Origin of the sequence: Vibrio renipiscarius (assembly GCF_000827885.1) — a bacterium.
Taxonomy (GTDB): domain Bacteria; phylum Pseudomonadota; class Gammaproteobacteria; order Enterobacterales; family Vibrionaceae; genus Vibrio; species Vibrio renipiscarius.
The window spans coordinates 479,189-495,777 of record NZ_JTKH01000006.1; the positions used below are offsets into that span (position 1 = coordinate 479,189).

The 16,589-nt window shown below is 47.5% G+C and carries 12 protein-coding genes; 11 read left to right on the plus strand and 1 reads right to left on the minus strand.

From position 1 onward, the window contains the following. The first annotated feature begins 6 nt into the window (after positions 1–6). The 11 genes from oppC to OJ16_RS05475 all read left to right on the plus strand — a co-directional run bounded on the left by oppC (position 7) and on the right by OJ16_RS05475 (position 15,784). Positions 7–909 (plus strand): oligopeptide ABC transporter permease OppC, encoded by a 903-nt coding sequence (gene oppC, locus OJ16_RS05425; protein WP_040988171.1) that lies wholly within the window; start codon positions 7–9, stop codon positions 907–909. Between the two features lie 29 nt (positions 910–938). Next, a complete protein-coding gene (gene oppD / locus OJ16_RS05430; RefSeq protein WP_040988173.1) occupies positions 939–1,910 on the plus strand; it encodes an ABC transporter ATP-binding protein in 972 nt (323 codons plus the stop codon). Then, a complete protein-coding gene (gene oppF / locus OJ16_RS05435; protein ID WP_040988175.1) occupies positions 1,907–2,899 on the plus strand; it encodes a murein tripeptide/oligopeptide ABC transporter ATP binding protein OppF in 993 nt (330 codons plus the stop codon). The genes oppD and oppF overlap by 4 nt, the downstream gene beginning before the upstream one ends. A 256-nt stretch (positions 2,900–3,155) precedes the next feature. Continuing rightward, the gene (locus OJ16_RS05440) at positions 3,156–4,184 is read left to right on the plus strand and encodes an ABC transporter substrate-binding protein (protein WP_040988178.1); all 1,029 of its coding nucleotides are present in this window, start codon (positions 3,156–3,158) and stop codon (positions 4,182–4,184) included. After that, entirely contained in the window at positions 4,184–5,227 is a 1,044-nt protein-coding gene (locus OJ16_RS05445) for a histone deacetylase family protein (RefSeq protein WP_040988179.1), read from the plus strand. Before OJ16_RS05440 ends, OJ16_RS05445 begins: the two co-directional genes overlap by 1 nt. A gap of 197 nt (positions 5,228–5,424) precedes the next feature. Further along, positions 5,425–6,369: a glutathione S-transferase family protein gene (locus OJ16_RS05450; protein ID WP_040988181.1), complete on the plus strand. Its 945-nt coding sequence runs from the start codon at positions 5,425–5,427 to the stop codon at positions 6,367–6,369. Between the two features lie 349 nt (positions 6,370–6,718). Further along, entirely contained in the window at positions 6,719–7,249 is a 531-nt protein-coding gene (locus OJ16_RS05455) for a type IV pilin protein (RefSeq protein WP_052810326.1), read from the plus strand. Next, positions 7,236–7,802, plus strand: a complete 567-nt coding sequence (locus OJ16_RS05460; RefSeq protein ID WP_040988183.1) for a type IV pilus modification PilV family protein — start codon at positions 7,236–7,238, stop codon at positions 7,800–7,802. Before OJ16_RS05455 ends, OJ16_RS05460 begins: the two co-directional genes overlap by 14 nt. Next, a complete protein-coding gene (locus OJ16_RS05465; protein ID WP_052810325.1) occupies positions 7,802–8,635 on the plus strand; it encodes a PilW family protein in 834 nt (277 codons plus the stop codon). The genes OJ16_RS05460 and OJ16_RS05465 overlap by 1 nt, the downstream gene beginning before the upstream one ends. Next, positions 8,610–8,999 carry a hypothetical protein gene (locus tag OJ16_RS05470; protein ID WP_040988185.1) on the plus strand — a complete coding sequence of 130 codons (390 nt, stop codon included), beginning with the start codon at positions 8,610–8,612 and terminating at the stop codon, positions 8,997–8,999. Before OJ16_RS05465 ends, OJ16_RS05470 begins: the two co-directional genes overlap by 26 nt. Continuing rightward, on the plus strand, positions 8,996–15,784 hold the full coding sequence (locus OJ16_RS05475) for a DUF6701 domain-containing protein (protein WP_052810324.1): 6,789 nt from the start codon (positions 8,996–8,998) through the stop codon (positions 15,782–15,784). The genes OJ16_RS05470 and OJ16_RS05475 overlap by 4 nt, the downstream gene beginning before the upstream one ends. 211 nt (positions 15,785–15,995) lie before the next feature. Here the strand turns inward: OJ16_RS05475 and OJ16_RS05480 are convergent, their stop codons facing one another. Next, complete coding sequence (locus OJ16_RS05480; protein WP_040988187.1) at positions 15,996–16,589, minus strand: TetR/AcrR family transcriptional regulator; 594 nt, start codon at positions 16,587–16,589, stop codon at positions 15,996–15,998.

The window sequence follows — 16,589 nt, forward strand, 5'->3', positions numbered from 1 at the left end:
ATGGTTATGTTGACGAAAAAAGAAAACCTTGAAGCGATCGAGAAGTTCTCTGAAAACTTAGAAATTGAAGGTCGCAGTTTATGGCAAGACGCTCGTATCCGTTTTATGCGTAATAAAGCGGCGATGGTGAGCTTGTTTATTTTAGTGTTGATGACATTGGCGGTGGTCTTTTTGCCGATGTTTTCTCCGTATGCCTTTGATGATACGGATTGGTATGCCATGCACGTTGGACCGAACGCTGAGCACTGGTTTGGTACCGATAGCCTAGGACGTGACTTATACGTTCGTACTTTGGTTGGTGGCCGCATCTCCTTGATGGTCGGTGTGATGGGCGCTTTTGTTGCGGTATTGATTGGTACGCTTTACGGCGCGGCTTCTGGCTTTATTGGCGGTAAAGTGGATCGCATCATGATGCGTATTCTAGAGATTCTATACGCCGTACCATTTATGTTCCTTGTGATTGTGTTAGTCACCTTCTTTGGCCGTAATATCGTGCTGATCTTTGTTGCTATCGGTGCGATTGCTTGGCTCGACATGGCGCGTATTGTACGTGGTCAAACGCTGAGCTTGCGTAGTAAAGAGTTCATCGAAGCGGCGCATGTGTGTGGTGTGAGTAACTGGAAGATCATCACGCGTCATATCGTGCCGAACGTTTTGGGTATTGTAGCGGTTTATTCAACCTTGCTTATCCCAAGTATGATTCTGACAGAATCTTTCCTTTCATTCCTTGGTCTTGGTGTTCAAGAGCCAATGACAAGTTGGGGCGCGCTGCTACAAGAAGGCTCGCAAACGATGGAAATTGCAATCTGGCAGCTGGCATTCCCAGCCGCGTTCATGGTTGTGACTCTATTCTGCTTCAACTACGTTGGTGATGGCCTGCGCGATGCGCTGGATCCTAAAGACAGATAACCAATAATAACAATGATAAGGAAGCGAAGATGAGCTTATTAGATGTCAAAGATCTGCGCGTCGAATTTACCACTCAAGATGGTATTGTTACCGCAGTTAACGATTTGAATTTTTCACTGAACCAAGGTGAAACCTTGGGTATCGTTGGTGAGTCAGGATCAGGTAAATCACAAACCGTATTTGCCATTATGGGTCTGCTTGCAAAAAACGGCATTATTTCTGGTAGCGCAAAATTTGAAGGACGTGAAATCCTTAATTTGCCAGAGAAAGAACTGAACAAAGTGCGCGCTGAGCAAATTGCGATGATCTTCCAAGACCCGATGACGTCGCTTAACCCATACATGAAAGTGAGCGATCAGCTTATGGAAGTGTTGATGCTGCACAAAGGCATGGGTAAAGCAGAAGCGTTTGAAGAGTCAGTACGCATGCTGGAAGCGGTAAAAATCCCAGAAGCGCGTAAACGTATCACCATGTATCCGCACGAGTTTTCAGGCGGTATGCGCCAACGTGTGATGATTGCCATGGCGCTGCTATGTCGCCCTAAATTGCTGATTGCCGATGAACCAACCACGGCATTGGATGTGACGGTTCAAGCGCAGATCATGGATTTGCTTAACGAGCTGAAACAAGAGTTCAACACGGCGATTATCATGATCACGCACGACTTAGGCGTTGTGGCCGGTTCATGTGACAAAGTGTTGGTGATGTATGCTGGCCGTACCATGGAATATGGTTCGGTGGATGATATTTTCTATAACCCAAGCCACCCGTACGCGGAAGGTCTATTAAGAGCGATCCCGCGCCTTGATACGGAAGGGGAGATACTGCCAACGATTCCAGGTAACCCGCCAAACCTACTGCGTTTGCCAACCGGTTGTCCATATCAAGAACGTTGTCACCGTGTCACCGAGCGTTGCTCGCAAGAAGCGCCGATCTTGTTGCCATTCGGCGATGATCGTCAGCGCGCGTGTTTTTCTGATTGGGAGGCTTGGAACCGATGAGCACAGATAAAAAATTACTACTGGACGTTAGAGATCTTAAAGTTCACTTCAGCATTGCCTCTAAATCGGCATGGCCATGGGCCAAACCTGCCAGCTTGAAAGCGGTCGATGGCGTCAATGTTCGTCTGTATGAAGGTGAAACCTTAGGTGTGGTCGGCGAGTCTGGTTGTGGTAAATCCACTTTTGCGCGAGCGATCATTGGCTTAGTTGAAGCGACGGAAGGCGAGGTGGTGTGGCTAGGTCAAGATTTGACTAAGATGCCCAGCGCTCAGCGCCGTGAAACGCGCAAAGAAATTCAGATGATCTTCCAAGACCCACTGGCGTCACTGAACCCTCGCATGACCGTGGGCGACATCATCGCTGAGCCGCTAGAAACCTTCTACCCAGAGCTTTCAAAGCAACAAGTTAAAGACAGCGTCAAAGAGATGATGACCAAGGTAGGGTTACTGCCGAACGTGATTAACCGCTATCCGCATGAATTTTCAGGTGGTCAGTGTCAGCGTATTGGTATTGCCCGAGCTCTGATTTTAAAACCAAAAATGATCATCTGCGATGAGCCGGTCTCTGCGCTGGATGTTTCGATTCAAGCTCAGGTTGTTAACTTGCTGAAAGAGCTGCAAAAAGAGCTTGGCTTGTCATTGGTTTTTATTGCTCACGATTTGTCAGTGGTGAAGCACATTTCTGACCGCGTATTGGTGATGTACCTAGGAAACGAAGTGGAATTGGGTGAGACCGATGCGTTGTTTGCGGACCCAAAACACCCGTATACCCGAGCATTGATGTCTGCGGTGCCGATTCCCGATCCAAGATTAGAACGAGCAAAGACGATTCAAATGTTGGAAGGGGATTTGCCTTCGCCAATTAGCCCGCCTTCGGGTTGCGTGTTCCGCACGCGTTGCCCTCAAGCAAGTGACATGTGTGCACAGCAAAAGCCACAACTAGAAGGTTCCGACATTCATGCCGCTAGATGCTTACAAGTAAGCATCTAGCGGTGTCACTGTTCCGTCATTAAGATTTTGCCTGTGACAGGCATAAGCGCGGCTTCTTTGTAGGTCGCGCTTTTTTTATCTGGTGAGAATGCAAACGTTAAAATGGCATTAAAATCCACAATTAAATGATGGCTTTATTATAGTTGTGAGCTCTATCAATAAACTGCATGACGTGCGCTTGATCTCATTCTGAGACTGCGATTAAATCCGCCACGCGCAATATCGCGTTATGAACATTGATAGCATGTTAACGTAAATGAAAAATTCTCTTGTTGCTTCGGCCCTTGTCGGCCTTCTCTCTTCTTCTCCTGTTTGGTCTTCAACAACACTTAATATCTATAATTGGTCTGAGTATCTTCCTCAGTCTATTATCGAAGACTTCACCAAAGAAACCGGTATTAAAGTTAATTACGCCACCTTTGAAAGTAATGAAACCATGTACACTAAGCTTAAGCTTATCGATGGTGAAGGTTACGACATCGTTGTGCCATCGACTTACTACGTCTCTAAATTGGCGAATGACGGATTACTGCATCGTATCGATAAATCGAAAATCGATGCCTTTGCTCATCTTGATTCGAGCATCATGAATCAAAGTTTTGACCCAGAAAACCAATATTCTTTGCCTTATATGTGGGGCAGCACAGCAATTGGTTATAACTCTGACGTGATCGACGGCAGTCAGTTAACGGGTTGGGCTGATTTGTGGAACAGCGAATATGCAGGCCAGCTGTTATTGACCGATGATGTGCGTGATGTCATGGGAATGGCATTGATCTTAGATGGTCACAGCGTTAACTCTCAAAATACAGAAGAACTGCAACAAGCGTATGAACGTCTAACAAAGCTTAAGCCTAATGTTATGGTGTTCAATTCAGATGCGCCACATGTACCGCTTATTACCGGTGAAGTGAACGTTGGTATGCAGTGGAATGGTACGGCTTATCGTGCCCTGCAAGAAAATCCAGCGATTCGCTTTGTGTACCCAGAAGAGGGCGCGATCTTTTGGATGGATAACATCGTTATTCCTGAAAAAGCCCAGAATAAAGAAGCGGCTTATGCCTTCATTAACTTCTTGCTAGAAGCTGAAAATCAGGCGACGGTTGTGAAAGAGATCGGCTATGCTGTGCCAAACCTACAAGCACTGACACATCTACCCGCAGAAATTCGCGATAGCGAAATTATTTTCCCGCCAGCCGACGTTAAACAAAAAGGTCAATTTCTTGGTAGTGTCGGTGACGCAGTAGGATCTTATGAGCGTTACTGGATGGAGCTTAAGAAGTAGTGAAAGTTATTTATAGCGAGAAGCAGCGTTTACACCGCGTGAAATACGAGTTTCTTTCTGGTGAACCAACCGCGTGCTTTGAAAAACCCGAACGTGCTGACATGGTGCTAAACGCCATTGATCAGCATGGCGGCTTTAGTGTGGTTGCGCCTAATAGTTATGGCACAGAACCGATGCAGTGGGTGCATACCGCTGATTACGTTGAGTTCTTACAATCGGCATGGTCAGAGTGGGAAGCGCGTTTCGGTAGCGAGCACGATGCTTCACCATACTGTTTTGTGAGTCCGCGTCATTTACGCCATCGTATCCCGAAAGATATCGAAGGTAAGCTGGGTTACTACAGTTTCGACATGACGGCGGCGATCACTAAAACCAGTTGGGAGGCGATCCAATCGGCTGCGGATTGTGCGTTAACGGCAGCAGATTTAATTGCCCAAGGTGAGCCATCTGCGTTCGCTTTGTGTCGTCCGCCAGGTCACCATGCTGCGCCCGATTTGATGGGCGGTTATTGCTATATTAATAATGCTGCATTGGCAGCTGAATCTTTGCGTCGTCAAGGCAAAGAGAAAGTGGCGATATTGGACGTGGACTACCATCATGGCAATGGCACACAAAGCATCTTCTATGAGCGCGATGATGTGCTGTTTGTGTCGATCCATGGTGATCCTGATTACGATTACCCGCACTATATCGGCTTTGCTGATGAAGTGGGGGAAGGTGCTGGTGAAGGCTTCAACCTCAACCTGCCTCTACCTCAAGGGAAAACGGACTGGACACTCTATGGTCCTGCGCTGCAAACCGCGTTGGAAAAAATCCAACAGTTTGGCGCGGATGCTTTGGTGATCTCTTTGGGTATGGATACCTACGAGCACGACCCAATCAGTTACTTCAAATTAAACCGTGATAACTACGCTGAAATTGGTCGTCAATTAGGTCAGTTACAACTGCCAACCTTGTTTGTTTTTGAAGGTGGGTATGCGGTCGATGATCTTGGCTACAACACCGTCGCGGTGTTGGATGGCTACATGAATCCTCAAATATAACGCTCGTTTTTTAACGCTGACCTCTCAAACGCCTACTTAATGTGGGCGTTTTTTATCCTCGCTATCCCCTCTACGGCCTCGATTGAATGGGCTGACTTCCTTTGAAAAAGTTGAACATCTAGGGCAATTTCTTCTGCTTATCTCTTGTGGTATACCGATTATACTTTCTCCAATCTAAGGATGAAGGAGCGAAGAAAATGGGGCAACTGGTTAACGGTACCTGGCACGACACATGGTATGACACTAAATCAAATGGCGGGAAGTTTGTTCGTGAAGACGCGGGCTTTCGTGATTGGGTGCAAGATAGCCCGCAAGCTCAGTTTCAAGCAGAATCCGGTCGCTACCATCTCTATGTGTCCCTTGCTTGTCCTTGGGCCCATCGCACGCTCATTCTACGAACGCTAAAAGGGCTAGAGCCGCATATCGATGTGACGGTTGTTTGTCCTGATATGCTCGGCGAAGGTTGGCAAATGGGCTTGCCAGAGCCTTTATTCGGCTACACTCGTTTGCATCAAATTTACACGCACGCAAAGCCAGATTATACCGGGCGTGTCACCGTCCCTGTTTTGTGGGATAAGCAAACCCAAACCATCGTCAGTAATGAATCGTCAGAGATCATTCGCATGTTTAACCGCGAGTTTGATCAACTCACGGGCAATACCGTCGATTATTATCCCAAGCCGCTACGCAGTTTAATTGACGAGTGGAACGAGTTCATTTATCCCGCCATTAATAACGGTGTTTATCGCTGTGGTTTTGCCACCACTCAAGAGGCGTATGAAGAAGCCTACGAGCAATTGTTTAGTGCCCTTGATCGCGTTGAACGCCATCTTGAAACACATCGCTACCTTGCGGGTAACCAAATGACCGAAGCGGATTGGCGTTTGTTCACTACATTGATTCGTTTTGATGCAGTCTATGTTGGTCATTTTAAATGCAACAAGCAGCGCATAGCCGATTATCCCAACCTCAATGGTTACCTTAAAGAACTCTATCAAGTGGAAGGAGTCGCGCAGACCACCGATTTTTATCACATCAAGCGTCATTACTATTTTAGCCATACCAGTATCAATCCGACCCAAATTGTTCCAACGGGTCCAGAATTGGATTTACTGTCTTTCCATGGTCGTGAGGATTTATAAAGCCCATTTTTTATTCCGCGATCATCATCTTGAGTACGCTTTGATTCCTCATTGCCCGAGAGAATAAAAGCGTCTTATCGTGCAATGTTATGTGGCGATTTCTCGTCATGCAGAGAGCGAAAGTGAAGGCTACTTATTGCATATGCCCATTGTGTGCAGTAAGTGTATTTTTTGTAATGAACTTGAGTGCAATCGGCGGCTTTGTCATCAATTAATCTAAGTGGGCATTAAAATGACACAATAACGCGCATTAAGTGTGATTTTCGTTCAGATATTCAATGTAACAAAGTGCAAATAACGTTAGAATTCAGTGATAAAAATTAAATGATTGACTGACTTTTTCTTACTTATGCTGCTCAAACCTCGAAGCCATACCTCTCGACGTTGTACACGTCGAAACGAGACCGGTTTTACACTTGTCGAGTTGGTGGTGACAATCATCATCCTTTCAATTTTAGGGGCCGTGGCTTACACGAGGTTTCCGTCCATCTCAGGTTTTACATTGCCAAGCTACTGCCACGTTGCCAGATCGGCGGTACGCCGCGTGCAAACACAAGCAATGAATGATGTTGCGAGCAGCTCTGCTTACCAAATTATTGTGACACCCACAGCACTCAACTGGCAAAACAGAAGTCTAGACCTCAATGATAGCGCTCACTGTAGCGGTCCATTCTGTAGTCGCTTAGTGACCATTAGTGATGCGGATCTGCAGCGTGGTATTCGTTTTTCACCCCAGCAATTCTCCTTCGATACCATGGGGCGTGTTGTCAGCGCTGCTCATAACAGTAATAACCAAACGGTGATTCAGCTCTCTTCGTCACAAGAAGCGAGTAAGCAGTTCATCATCTATCAAGAAGGGTACGTTGATGTTTGCTCATAAACGAAGCCACTCCTCGGCATTCTATCGTCGTGTGCATCAGCGTGGTTTTAGCTTAATTGAAAATGTCATCGCTATTTGCCTTGCGGGCTTTCTCATGATTGCGTTTTCTTCATTATTGGCACCCGCGGCGGTGCAAAGTGCCGATGTGTTAACTCAACAGCGTGCATCGCAACTCGCCACATGGCTATTGCAAGAAATGTATTCGCGTGAGTTTGATGAGGTCAATATCCAGCATGTTGAGCGATGCGGTAGCGCATCACTGCCGTGTTCTACTGGCATTGGCTTAGACGATAACGATCTTAATCATCGGCGCGATGATTTTGATGACTACGACACGCGCGGTGTGGCGAAGCCGATCAACGAATTTGGACTCGATACTGATGGCGCTTATCAAGGTTTTTTAGTGACGATAAGCGTGCGCTATGCCAATGACCAATTTCAAGCCTTGCCGCTAGGCAGTGCGCCAACCCCAACCAAGCAAGTCACTCTGACTATCCAACGTGGCCAAAATGGGCAAGCGCTGACGTTTAATGCGTTCCGGAGCAACTATTGATGAATCAACGTATACAAACGTCGATGTCAGCGGGGAATAAAGGTTTCACGCTGATTGAAATGGTCGTCAGCATGGTGATTATTGGCATCATCAGCGTGGGTTTAATCAACTATGGTGTGATCAGTTCAACGCTGTATATGGGGACGCAATACCGCTTATCTGCGCTCGAAGAGGCCCGCTTTCTGCTCACTCGTTTTAGTCGTGAATTACCCAATACGGTGCCGATGAGTCCCCGCATTCTGGGTCAAGGTGAGTGCATCGAATATATACCCATGCTTTATGTTGGCGAGTTTTTACCCGATCAACTGGATCTCAGCGCTCGTCATAGTGGTACGGAACTGCCTCTTGCTCATCCAATCCGCCGCTCGTTACTCGCTCAATGCTTTGTCGATCCCGCTCAACCGTGTTTGGTGAGTATTTATCCACGTAAGTCGGAAGAGTTATACCTTGGCGCCAATGTGAGCAATCAAATTTTCACTTTGACCTCTGTCGGTAGTCAGTCCCTTACGGTGGCTGAAAGCCTGTTGAGAAGACCTTTAACGCCTTCAAATCGGTTATTTGTTTATCAGCCTTTTGCGCGACAGATGTGTGCCACGGCAGCACAAATACGTTACTACCCAAACTATCCCATTAACGTGGCAGGGCGAGGCGTGCTCAACGGTGCAGCTTGGATTCCATTTGCCCAAGGAGTAGAGAGCAACCAGCCGATTTTTTCGCTGGGTTTCAATGGCACCTATTCCAGCACGGTCAGCATGAAATTTTCATTAAAGGTTAATCAAGGTACTGAAAAAGTGGAGTTTATGCAAAATGCACAAATCCTCAATGGCCAATAAACAACAGCAAGGCAGTGCGCTGTTGGTGATTTTGTTTTCGATGGTTATCGCGACATTTTTTGCCGCACAGTTGCTGCAATTGAATAAGCAATCCAGTCAAGCCAACACTTATGAAGTGCTCAGTACTCGAGCGTATTGGGGAGCTCGCTCATTGGTAGAAAGGTTGGTGTATGAAATCGTGCCAGTGACGGGGAGTAAACAAGAATCCTGCTTGCCTTCTTATCAGATGGCGGCTTTTCCTAACTGCCGTTTTGAGGTGACGTGTACGCCTAATGGCGACGCGACCATAGTGACATCCACTGCGATTTGCTCCGAGCAATCTTATCGCGTGAGCCGTCGATTTGAAGTAGAGGTAAGACCATGAAGAACATTTGGATTGTCCTTGTTTTCGCTTTATTGAATGTCTCTTTTGCGTCCGCGGAGCCGACGGATAAAGGATACCATTTACAAGGCTATGTCTTTGAACATTATGATTTTGGTGGCACTCCAAAGGATTTTCATAATGCCAATAAAGGCAAAGGGATGGCGGTCTTAGATCGAGTTGCGGTAAGAATTGAAGGGAACGGAGTCGATCAAACAGTGACCACTAACGGCGGTGGTAAATTTCACTTCAAACATCTACCGCGCGGTGATTACAAGATAACCTTGCCACAACCGAACCAATTGCGCTCCGAGCGGGGGAGTTGCCGGGAATGCCGACCAGTACAAGTATTCCCTTTTGTGAGTGAATACTATCAGTTTAATGTCACCGTTGATGGCAATGCGAAAGATGAGAATATCGGTATTTCTTACAGCGCAGTGACCAACAACCGTGACTCAGGCGTAGGTTCTTTGCGCCAGTTTACGATCAATACTGAGCAGCTAAAAGGTGGGCTTGGAAAGGCGTCTTTGCAGCAAGAAGGTCATCCTGCTGGCTACGATAATGCGATTTTTATGCTGGCGGAGAACGAGCGTCAGATAACCTTGAGCTCGCCGCTAGAATTAGAGGATGTCTTCTATACTAGGATCGATGCAACTCAATATGCTGAAGGTGCGTCTTCGCTTTCGATTAAGAGCCCAAATCAAAGCCCCGAAAAAGAACAAAACGGAATCGAGATCGAAGATAGTCAGTATTTGGTCATTGCGGGCATAGATTGGCTCTATTTTGACCATGCCATCAGGATGAAAGACAGCCAATTCGTGACGATCGAAGGTAACCGGTTTGCGCACACCCGAGGTGCGGCGGTTCGATTTTATAACAACGATGATAATAACATCGAGCGAAACGTTTTTTTTGACACCGTCAACCGCGAAGATACGCCGGGAGAAGCTGCGGCGTTATATTTAGACGCCTCAGAGCGGACAAGCGTTGTAAATAATACATTTGAAAAAAGTGGTGATGATCATCTATCCCCCGGTGCTCACAAAGCTCATGTATCGGCGATTCGAGTTTACTACGGTCACCAAAACTACTTAAGTCGCAACCAATTTCGTGATACTCGAGGTATGTCAATAGACCTCCGCTTTAATGACCATGTAGGTTATATAACCAAGAATGATGGCCATTATACTTGGGGGGCAGGTATTGCCAATAACGGCATTGATTACCCGACGTTAGAGCGAGTGTCAGTGGGCGGAGTGGTGAGTGGAAGAGTGGTGCTTGATGATATGGATTCATATCTATCCTCTTGCCAACAAGATATGACCGATGTGGTGATCGAGTTATACAAAGCACAAGGGCAATTCAGTCATTCTACTCTTGAAGGAACGGCTTATCTCGGTACGTGCCATCTTGATGCAGCCGGTAATGTATCGAGTTGTTATTTGGATGGTTCAAGCTTTGATGGTGGAGACCTCATCACCGCTATCACCATTGATAAATGTGGTAACACGTCAGAAATGGGACCAACCGTTGTTGCGCAAGGGGGCACATACGATTTTGGCGATGCGCCAAATCACGATCTTGGCACGGGTTGGGAAGAGACTCGCTACCCCGTCACGAAAGAGGATGAGGGGGCGCGTCATGCTATTGTTTCCGATGTCTGCTTAATGCCGGAGGCGGGGACCAGTTGTTTATTCCATATTGACGCGGAAAATAATGGCACGCCATCACGCACCGCAACGAGCGATTTAACGGATGACGGTGTACGCGTTAATGGGAGCAGCGCTGCCGAAATGAAAGTTTTGCTGACCGATTACCTCGATCACAATGGTGATGCAGAATCGGTTGAAAATACCATCATAGTCAACGCTTCAAAATCGGGGTACGTTTCGATTTGGTTGGATAAAAATCAAGATGGTAGCTGGCAAGGGTTTGAACGTAATAGTCAGTTTGTGTCTGAAAAAATTGTCGATCGTGTTGCGGTTCAAGCGGGGCAAAATCGACTCTCAGATTTCCACCTCTCACCATATGATGTCCACGGCGAAACGTTTATGCGTGTCCGTTACGCGACGGAAAAAGGCGATGTTGAGCATTTTAGCGGCAGTGCGAAAGACGGCGAAGTTGAAGACTATCAAGTGTGGATAGCCGCGCCGTCAATTGAGGTTGCAGGCTGTGAAGCTGGGTTACAAAATGGCTCGTTTGAGCACTTTTATACAGAGCGAACGCACAATGGCTGGGATACCCCTGAAAGCTCGGTCGCGGGCTGGTCAGTACAGCAGCTCGATCCCGCGGCGGATGCACAGCAATACCCCATATCTCATCGGAATAACATTGAGTTTAACCACTATGATCATTACGTGGCACAACGGCCGTTAGATAATAGCCATAATGTCGCTGAGTTGAATGCCTACCACCCAACCATGATGTATCAAGACATTGTGACGACGCCGGGTGAAAAAATTCGCTGGTCTTTTGACTACTCAAATCGCACGAAATCGGCTCCTAGAGACGACCAACAGATTGCTTTGCTGTTCGGTGCCCCAAATGGCAATTTGGTCGAAAACCAGACCATTGAAGGTAAAGACGACTGGGAAACATACTCAGGGTTGTATACGGTTCCTCAAGGCCAGTATGTGACTCGAATCGCCTTTAAGTCGCTTAAACCGTTAGATGGTGCGTCAGGCAATATTCTTGATAACGCAAAATTTGGCTGTGAAATTGGTTATGATTTCGGGGACTTACCGAGTCGCTATCGAGAGGCGCTTAACGTTGGCTATCATGTCGTGCCGAATCTCTACATTGGCGAAGAAGCGCCGGATGTAGAAAGGGAAGCGATCAGCTCTGACTATGCTAAAGGGGATGATCAACATGGCTTTAATGATGAGCTCACGTTTTCTTCTCCGATTATGATTACGAGAAATCAATCGGTTGAGATAGAGGATGTGCAAGTCTACAACGCCACGGGTAAACCTGCGATGCTCAACGCTTGGATTGATTTTGATGGCAATGCTCGTATGGATGCCGATGAAATGGCACAACCCCAACGTATTGCTTCTCAAGGAAATTCACAACGAGTCACCTTGAATTGGAATGGGCATAGGGATTGGTCGAACAACATCGGTCACACGTTTATGCGCATTTCGCTTGCACAAGCGAATGGCAGTATCAGAGAGGGTGAGGTTGAAGATCATCTTGTCTACATCACCGAGCAAGAGTTAACACCGCAACCGGGACGTTGTGATGGGTTTATTCAGGTAAAAGAACCGCAAGGCAGTGGCCGTTATCAATACGCAAAGTGGGTTGCCAATGGTGGGCAATTAGCCATTGAAAGCATTAACCCGGCACTGGCTACGGATGAAATCAAGGTGGTTGGGTTAAACCCGCTTGACGGCTTAACTTACGGTGTGGGTTCTGACCGTCGGTACGGCTGTACATCAGGAAGTCGACCAAGGTGTGAAGTGCACCTTTTTGTGGCGGATCAAAGCCATAATCCGGCCGCGGAATTTATTCACCTTGTCCCATTGAGAGCCGCGCACGATGGCGTGACGATTGAGGATAAAAATGGCAGTCGTTACCGCTTTAATGCCAATGAAATCTTCGATACACAAAAAATGGCCGACAACAACAATACGCGCCTATCTCGCCCGAATGCCGGTGATGTGAGCCTTGATGGCCGCTATCTCATTGTGGGTCGAGGTTCATGGCATACCTTAGTGCGTATTGATTTGGCAACGGGTGTGTTTGACACCATTCAACTCGACATTCCGAGCCGGCAGAATACACCGTGGAGCGCCGACTTTGCCTTTAACCCACAAAGTGGTGATAGCCGTTATGTCTATGCTCTAGCGGGGGATTTAAGATACCTTTATCGCATTGCTCTGCAAGACATTTCCAGTTCAGTTAAGGCCGGTAGTTACACCCGTTTTCCCTTAAATTTGGTACTCAATTCGGATGATGGTGGTAAAGCCGTTTGGCCTCAGAATTTCGCTGGCAAACTGGGGGCTGGTGGGATTGGTATTAATAAAGGCGGTATTTTATTCGCGATGGCCAATGGCGGTCTGCATGACTTAAACCAAAACGGCCGATGGGAGCACGTTGAACTTATAACGCCAACCACCGCGCTCTATTCGGTCGATATTGCGAAACAAGAAATTCGCTTTGAGCTGCGTGGGTTGGAGGAATCGACCACCAGTAACGATGCGGGCGGTTGTGCCATTCATGCGGACTACGGCGATGTGCCTGAAGTGCTAGAAGCAGGGGACCCAGCTCGCCATTTAGGCACCAGTGAATGGTTGAAATTGGGGCACCATTGGTCGGCTGACCTAGGTCCCGGCCATGATGGCAATGCCGATTCAGACCTTTCCGATGATGGGGTTATCATTCGAGATAAAACCACGGGTTCGGAAATTAGTTTGCCAAACGGCTCATTGCTGCCTTTGCGCAGCTACGCGATTTCGCTTGATAAGCGTGGGGGTGGGCAAGCAACCGCATGGGTGAACTGGGGGAGTGATGCTCAGTGGCGCAGTGTGGACCTTAATAAAGGCATTGATGTGCCCCTCAATGCGGGTTCTCGAGGTTATTTAAGAGTGCGCTATGCGGAAACTGCCGTCACAAGCCCTCATGGTGAAGCGCCATCCGGTGAAGTGGAAGACATCAGTTTTGCGATTGGCAATCCCATTAAAGGCATCAACGTGACGGCTCCTGGATCGCCACTGACCTGTGAAGTGGCTGAATATCGTATTTTGCTTGATGTTGAAGGCGGAGAGTTGTCGCAAGATCTTAATGTTGATGTCCGTTTTGACAATCCACCGAGTGGCTGTTGGTTTGATGCATCGCCTTTTGGTCGCGCGGAAGCGAGTTCTCGCACGCGCTGCTCGGGGAATAGTAAGACGATATTATTCAACAAGCATGGCAGTCTAAGTCGCTCAATTTGGGTTGCGACCGATTCTGAATTGGGGCCAGTCACCTTAACCGCCAGTGCCATCGATGTGGGGTCTGATAGCGACTCCGTGCATTTTAGCAAAACGGGTTTTAAGATCACGCCTTACCAAGCGCCTAAGTATTACCGAGCGGGAGAAGAGTTCTCCTTGCAACTGACGCGAAAAATCGCCTTAGAAGATCAAGCAAGTTGCGCGATTGATACGGACTACCAAGGGAATAAGGTCTTTACACTGCGTTATAACAAAGCCTTCGAGCCTGTTCTTGGCGAGATGGCATTGCAAGGAAAGGTGCTGAATCCCAATGGTGAGAAGCGTACGATTTCGTTCTCCAATGGGGTGAGCGAAGTGTTGCCTGCCAGCTATTCAGAATCAGGCCATTTAAATGTTGAGGCGGATTATCAGCCCCCGGAAGGCTTACTAAAATCGGCCGACATCAGTTTCACCGTTAACCCCTATGCGTTGGTGGTAAAGCGGAACTATAGCGCCAACGATGACAAGATTGAGAATAATGGTCTTCAGCAGCCCTTTGTCTCTGCCGGTACGCCATTTATGGTTGAAGTCGCTGCGGTAGAAAAAGGCGGAGCGATTACTCGTAACTTTAACGCGTCGCTGGCGAGTGGTAAAACGGGTTTTGACAGCAGCGTTGTGATGCCCGCAAGCCAAGTCAGTAGCGCGCCAATACTGAGCATGCCTAATGGGCTAAATCGAGTATTCAGTTCAGGGCGACTCATTAACCGATTTGAATATGACAATGTGGGAGCGATTCGCACTCGTTGGGCAGTCGATCGCTATGCAGGGCAGAGTGGTTTGGCCAACTTCTTGGATACGAAAATAACGCATGATTCGTTGAATAACGATGATCAAGTGGGCTATTTCTATCCCGACTATATGCTGCTATCGAGTCAATTCACGGCACCGATGAAGCATGCTGACAAGCCGTGGACGTATTATGGCAAGCCAGATATTGCGTTGGCTTTTTCACTCAGTGCTAAAAGTGCGAACCATCGTGATCTTAGTTTCTATGACGCAAGTGCATTGAGCGGTGCCGAGCAGCCGCTGTTGGCGGATCTTCATTTTGATTATGGCGATTCTCCACAACCAAGTTGTGGTCAACCGCGGTTAATTGATGAGAATAATCAGCCAATAGATTTTGAACAGTCATGGAATAAAGGCCAATGGCAGATCAGTAGCCAGACGGCGATGTTCTATCGGGATATTGATTGTAAGCAAGCTTTACGTGGTATCTCATTGCAAGCTTCAGTCGCGACTAGTGTGCCGGGCCGAACGATTCCGATTTATCCAAGTCGCGACATGAGCGTCGATCTCAGTGGTGGGCCTATCCCGCTTGGTGATTCGATGGATGTTCTGTTTGGTCGTTTGGCGATAAATAATGCTTCAGGACCGATAGACCAATTGTTGCCGATGGCGATACATGCGGAATATTGGCAAGGAAGTGGTTTTATCACTAACGAGTGGGATAAATGGTCTGAGATTGGCCAAGGTGGCATCGCCAGTCTCCCAGAGATTGAGCACATCGAGCGTTATTCCGCGCAAGACGGACAAGCTATCCCTGTGATCATGGACGGTTCTATGGATGCAAAGAGTATCGCTGATGGTCAAGTGACAACGCATATTGGGGCTGACGCGCCAGGTTACGCCAAAGTCCCGTTGACCTTTAGTGATGGCGCTGAAAAATGGCTTGGTTACTGTTGGCAAATTGAGGCGTTCGCTGTCGTGTCCAATGAGTGCCGTCTTCAAACGGATTATTGGCAAGCGCCAGAGGCGATGGCCACATTTGGCGTTTCGACAGGGTCGAATAATGTGATCTATTTTATGGAAAAATATTAGCAGTGGCTCACGATTGGCCAGTGTTAAGTTGAATAAACCAGATAAGGAAATGAAAAACCAAGATCCGGTTAACTAAGTTCCGGCTAATTGAACGGGCCCCCAATAGTTGAACCGAATTATTGGGGGCTTTTTAGCATTTGCGAATGGCGAATGGCGACCATTGATGTGCTCGTAAAGCGAAAAATCAGCCGGCTAGGTTAATCGGTTTGGTTTAAGGCGCAAATGCGCGCACTATCGTGGTCACAATGAGGTCGATTTTTCTATCGAGCTCTTCCTGTTCGGGTTGCGGAAGAATATCGAGTACATACGGCCAAAAGAGTAAACCTTGGAAAATACTCACGTACACACTGGTGATGGTTTGTGCATCACCCGCTTCCAGCTTGCCACTGGCGAGCGCTTTCTCAAACCAGGTGCTGACTGAGCGAGTACGGTAAAGACGTTCGGTCACGCTTTTGGCTAAATCGGGCTGACGGAAAAACTCCATGATGATAGTACGCGATAGGGCGATGCCATAGATGTTGTACATCACGTCGATTTCACGCAAGGTCACCAATCTGAGTTGCTCTTCAAGTGGCGTTTGTTCGTCAAACGGGTAGTCGATGTTGCGCACAACACTTTCTTGAATTTGCACTAAAACTTCTTCGAACAAACATTCTTTACTTTCAAAATGGCGATACAAAGTCCGTTTTGAAACCTCTGCATTCGCGCAAACGTTATTCATGTTTGCGGCGGAAAAGCCATTCTGAATAAACTCGTCTTTGGCAGCTTCGATAATCGCGAGCCGTTTTTGTTCTGAGCGGGTCAT

Excerpts from the sequence above, each read along its gene's own strand:
- oppD (WP_040988173.1), top strand. The coding sequence starts at position 939 with ATGAGCTTATTAGATGTCAAAGATCTGCGCGTCGAATTTACCACTCAA.
- oppC (WP_040988171.1), top strand. The coding sequence starts at position 7 with ATGTTGACGAAAAAAGAAAACCTTGAAGCGATCGAGAAGTTCTCTGAA.
- OJ16_RS05455 (WP_052810326.1), top strand. The coding sequence starts at position 6,719 with ATGCTGCTCAAACCTCGAAGCCATACCTCTCGACGTTGTACACGTCGA.
- OJ16_RS05450 (WP_040988181.1), top strand. The coding sequence starts at position 5,425 with ATGGGGCAACTGGTTAACGGTACCTGGCACGACACATGGTATGACACT.
- oppF (WP_040988175.1), top strand. The coding sequence starts at position 1,907 with ATGAGCACAGATAAAAAATTACTACTGGACGTTAGAGATCTTAAAGTT.
- OJ16_RS05460 (WP_040988183.1), top strand. The coding sequence starts at position 7,236 with ATGTTTGCTCATAAACGAAGCCACTCCTCGGCATTCTATCGTCGTGTG.
- OJ16_RS05440 (WP_040988178.1), top strand. The coding sequence starts at position 3,156 with ATGAAAAATTCTCTTGTTGCTTCGGCCCTTGTCGGCCTTCTCTCTTCT.
- OJ16_RS05475 (WP_052810324.1), top strand. The coding sequence starts at position 8,996 with ATGAAGAACATTTGGATTGTCCTTGTTTTCGCTTTATTGAATGTCTCT.
- OJ16_RS05465 (WP_052810325.1), top strand. The coding sequence starts at position 7,802 with ATGAATCAACGTATACAAACGTCGATGTCAGCGGGGAATAAAGGTTTC.
- OJ16_RS05480 (WP_040988187.1), bottom strand. The coding sequence starts at position 16,589 with ATGACCCGCTCAGAACAAAAACGGCTCGCGATTATCGAAGCTGCCAAA.
- OJ16_RS05470 (WP_040988185.1), top strand. The coding sequence starts at position 8,610 with ATGCACAAATCCTCAATGGCCAATAAACAACAGCAAGGCAGTGCGCTG.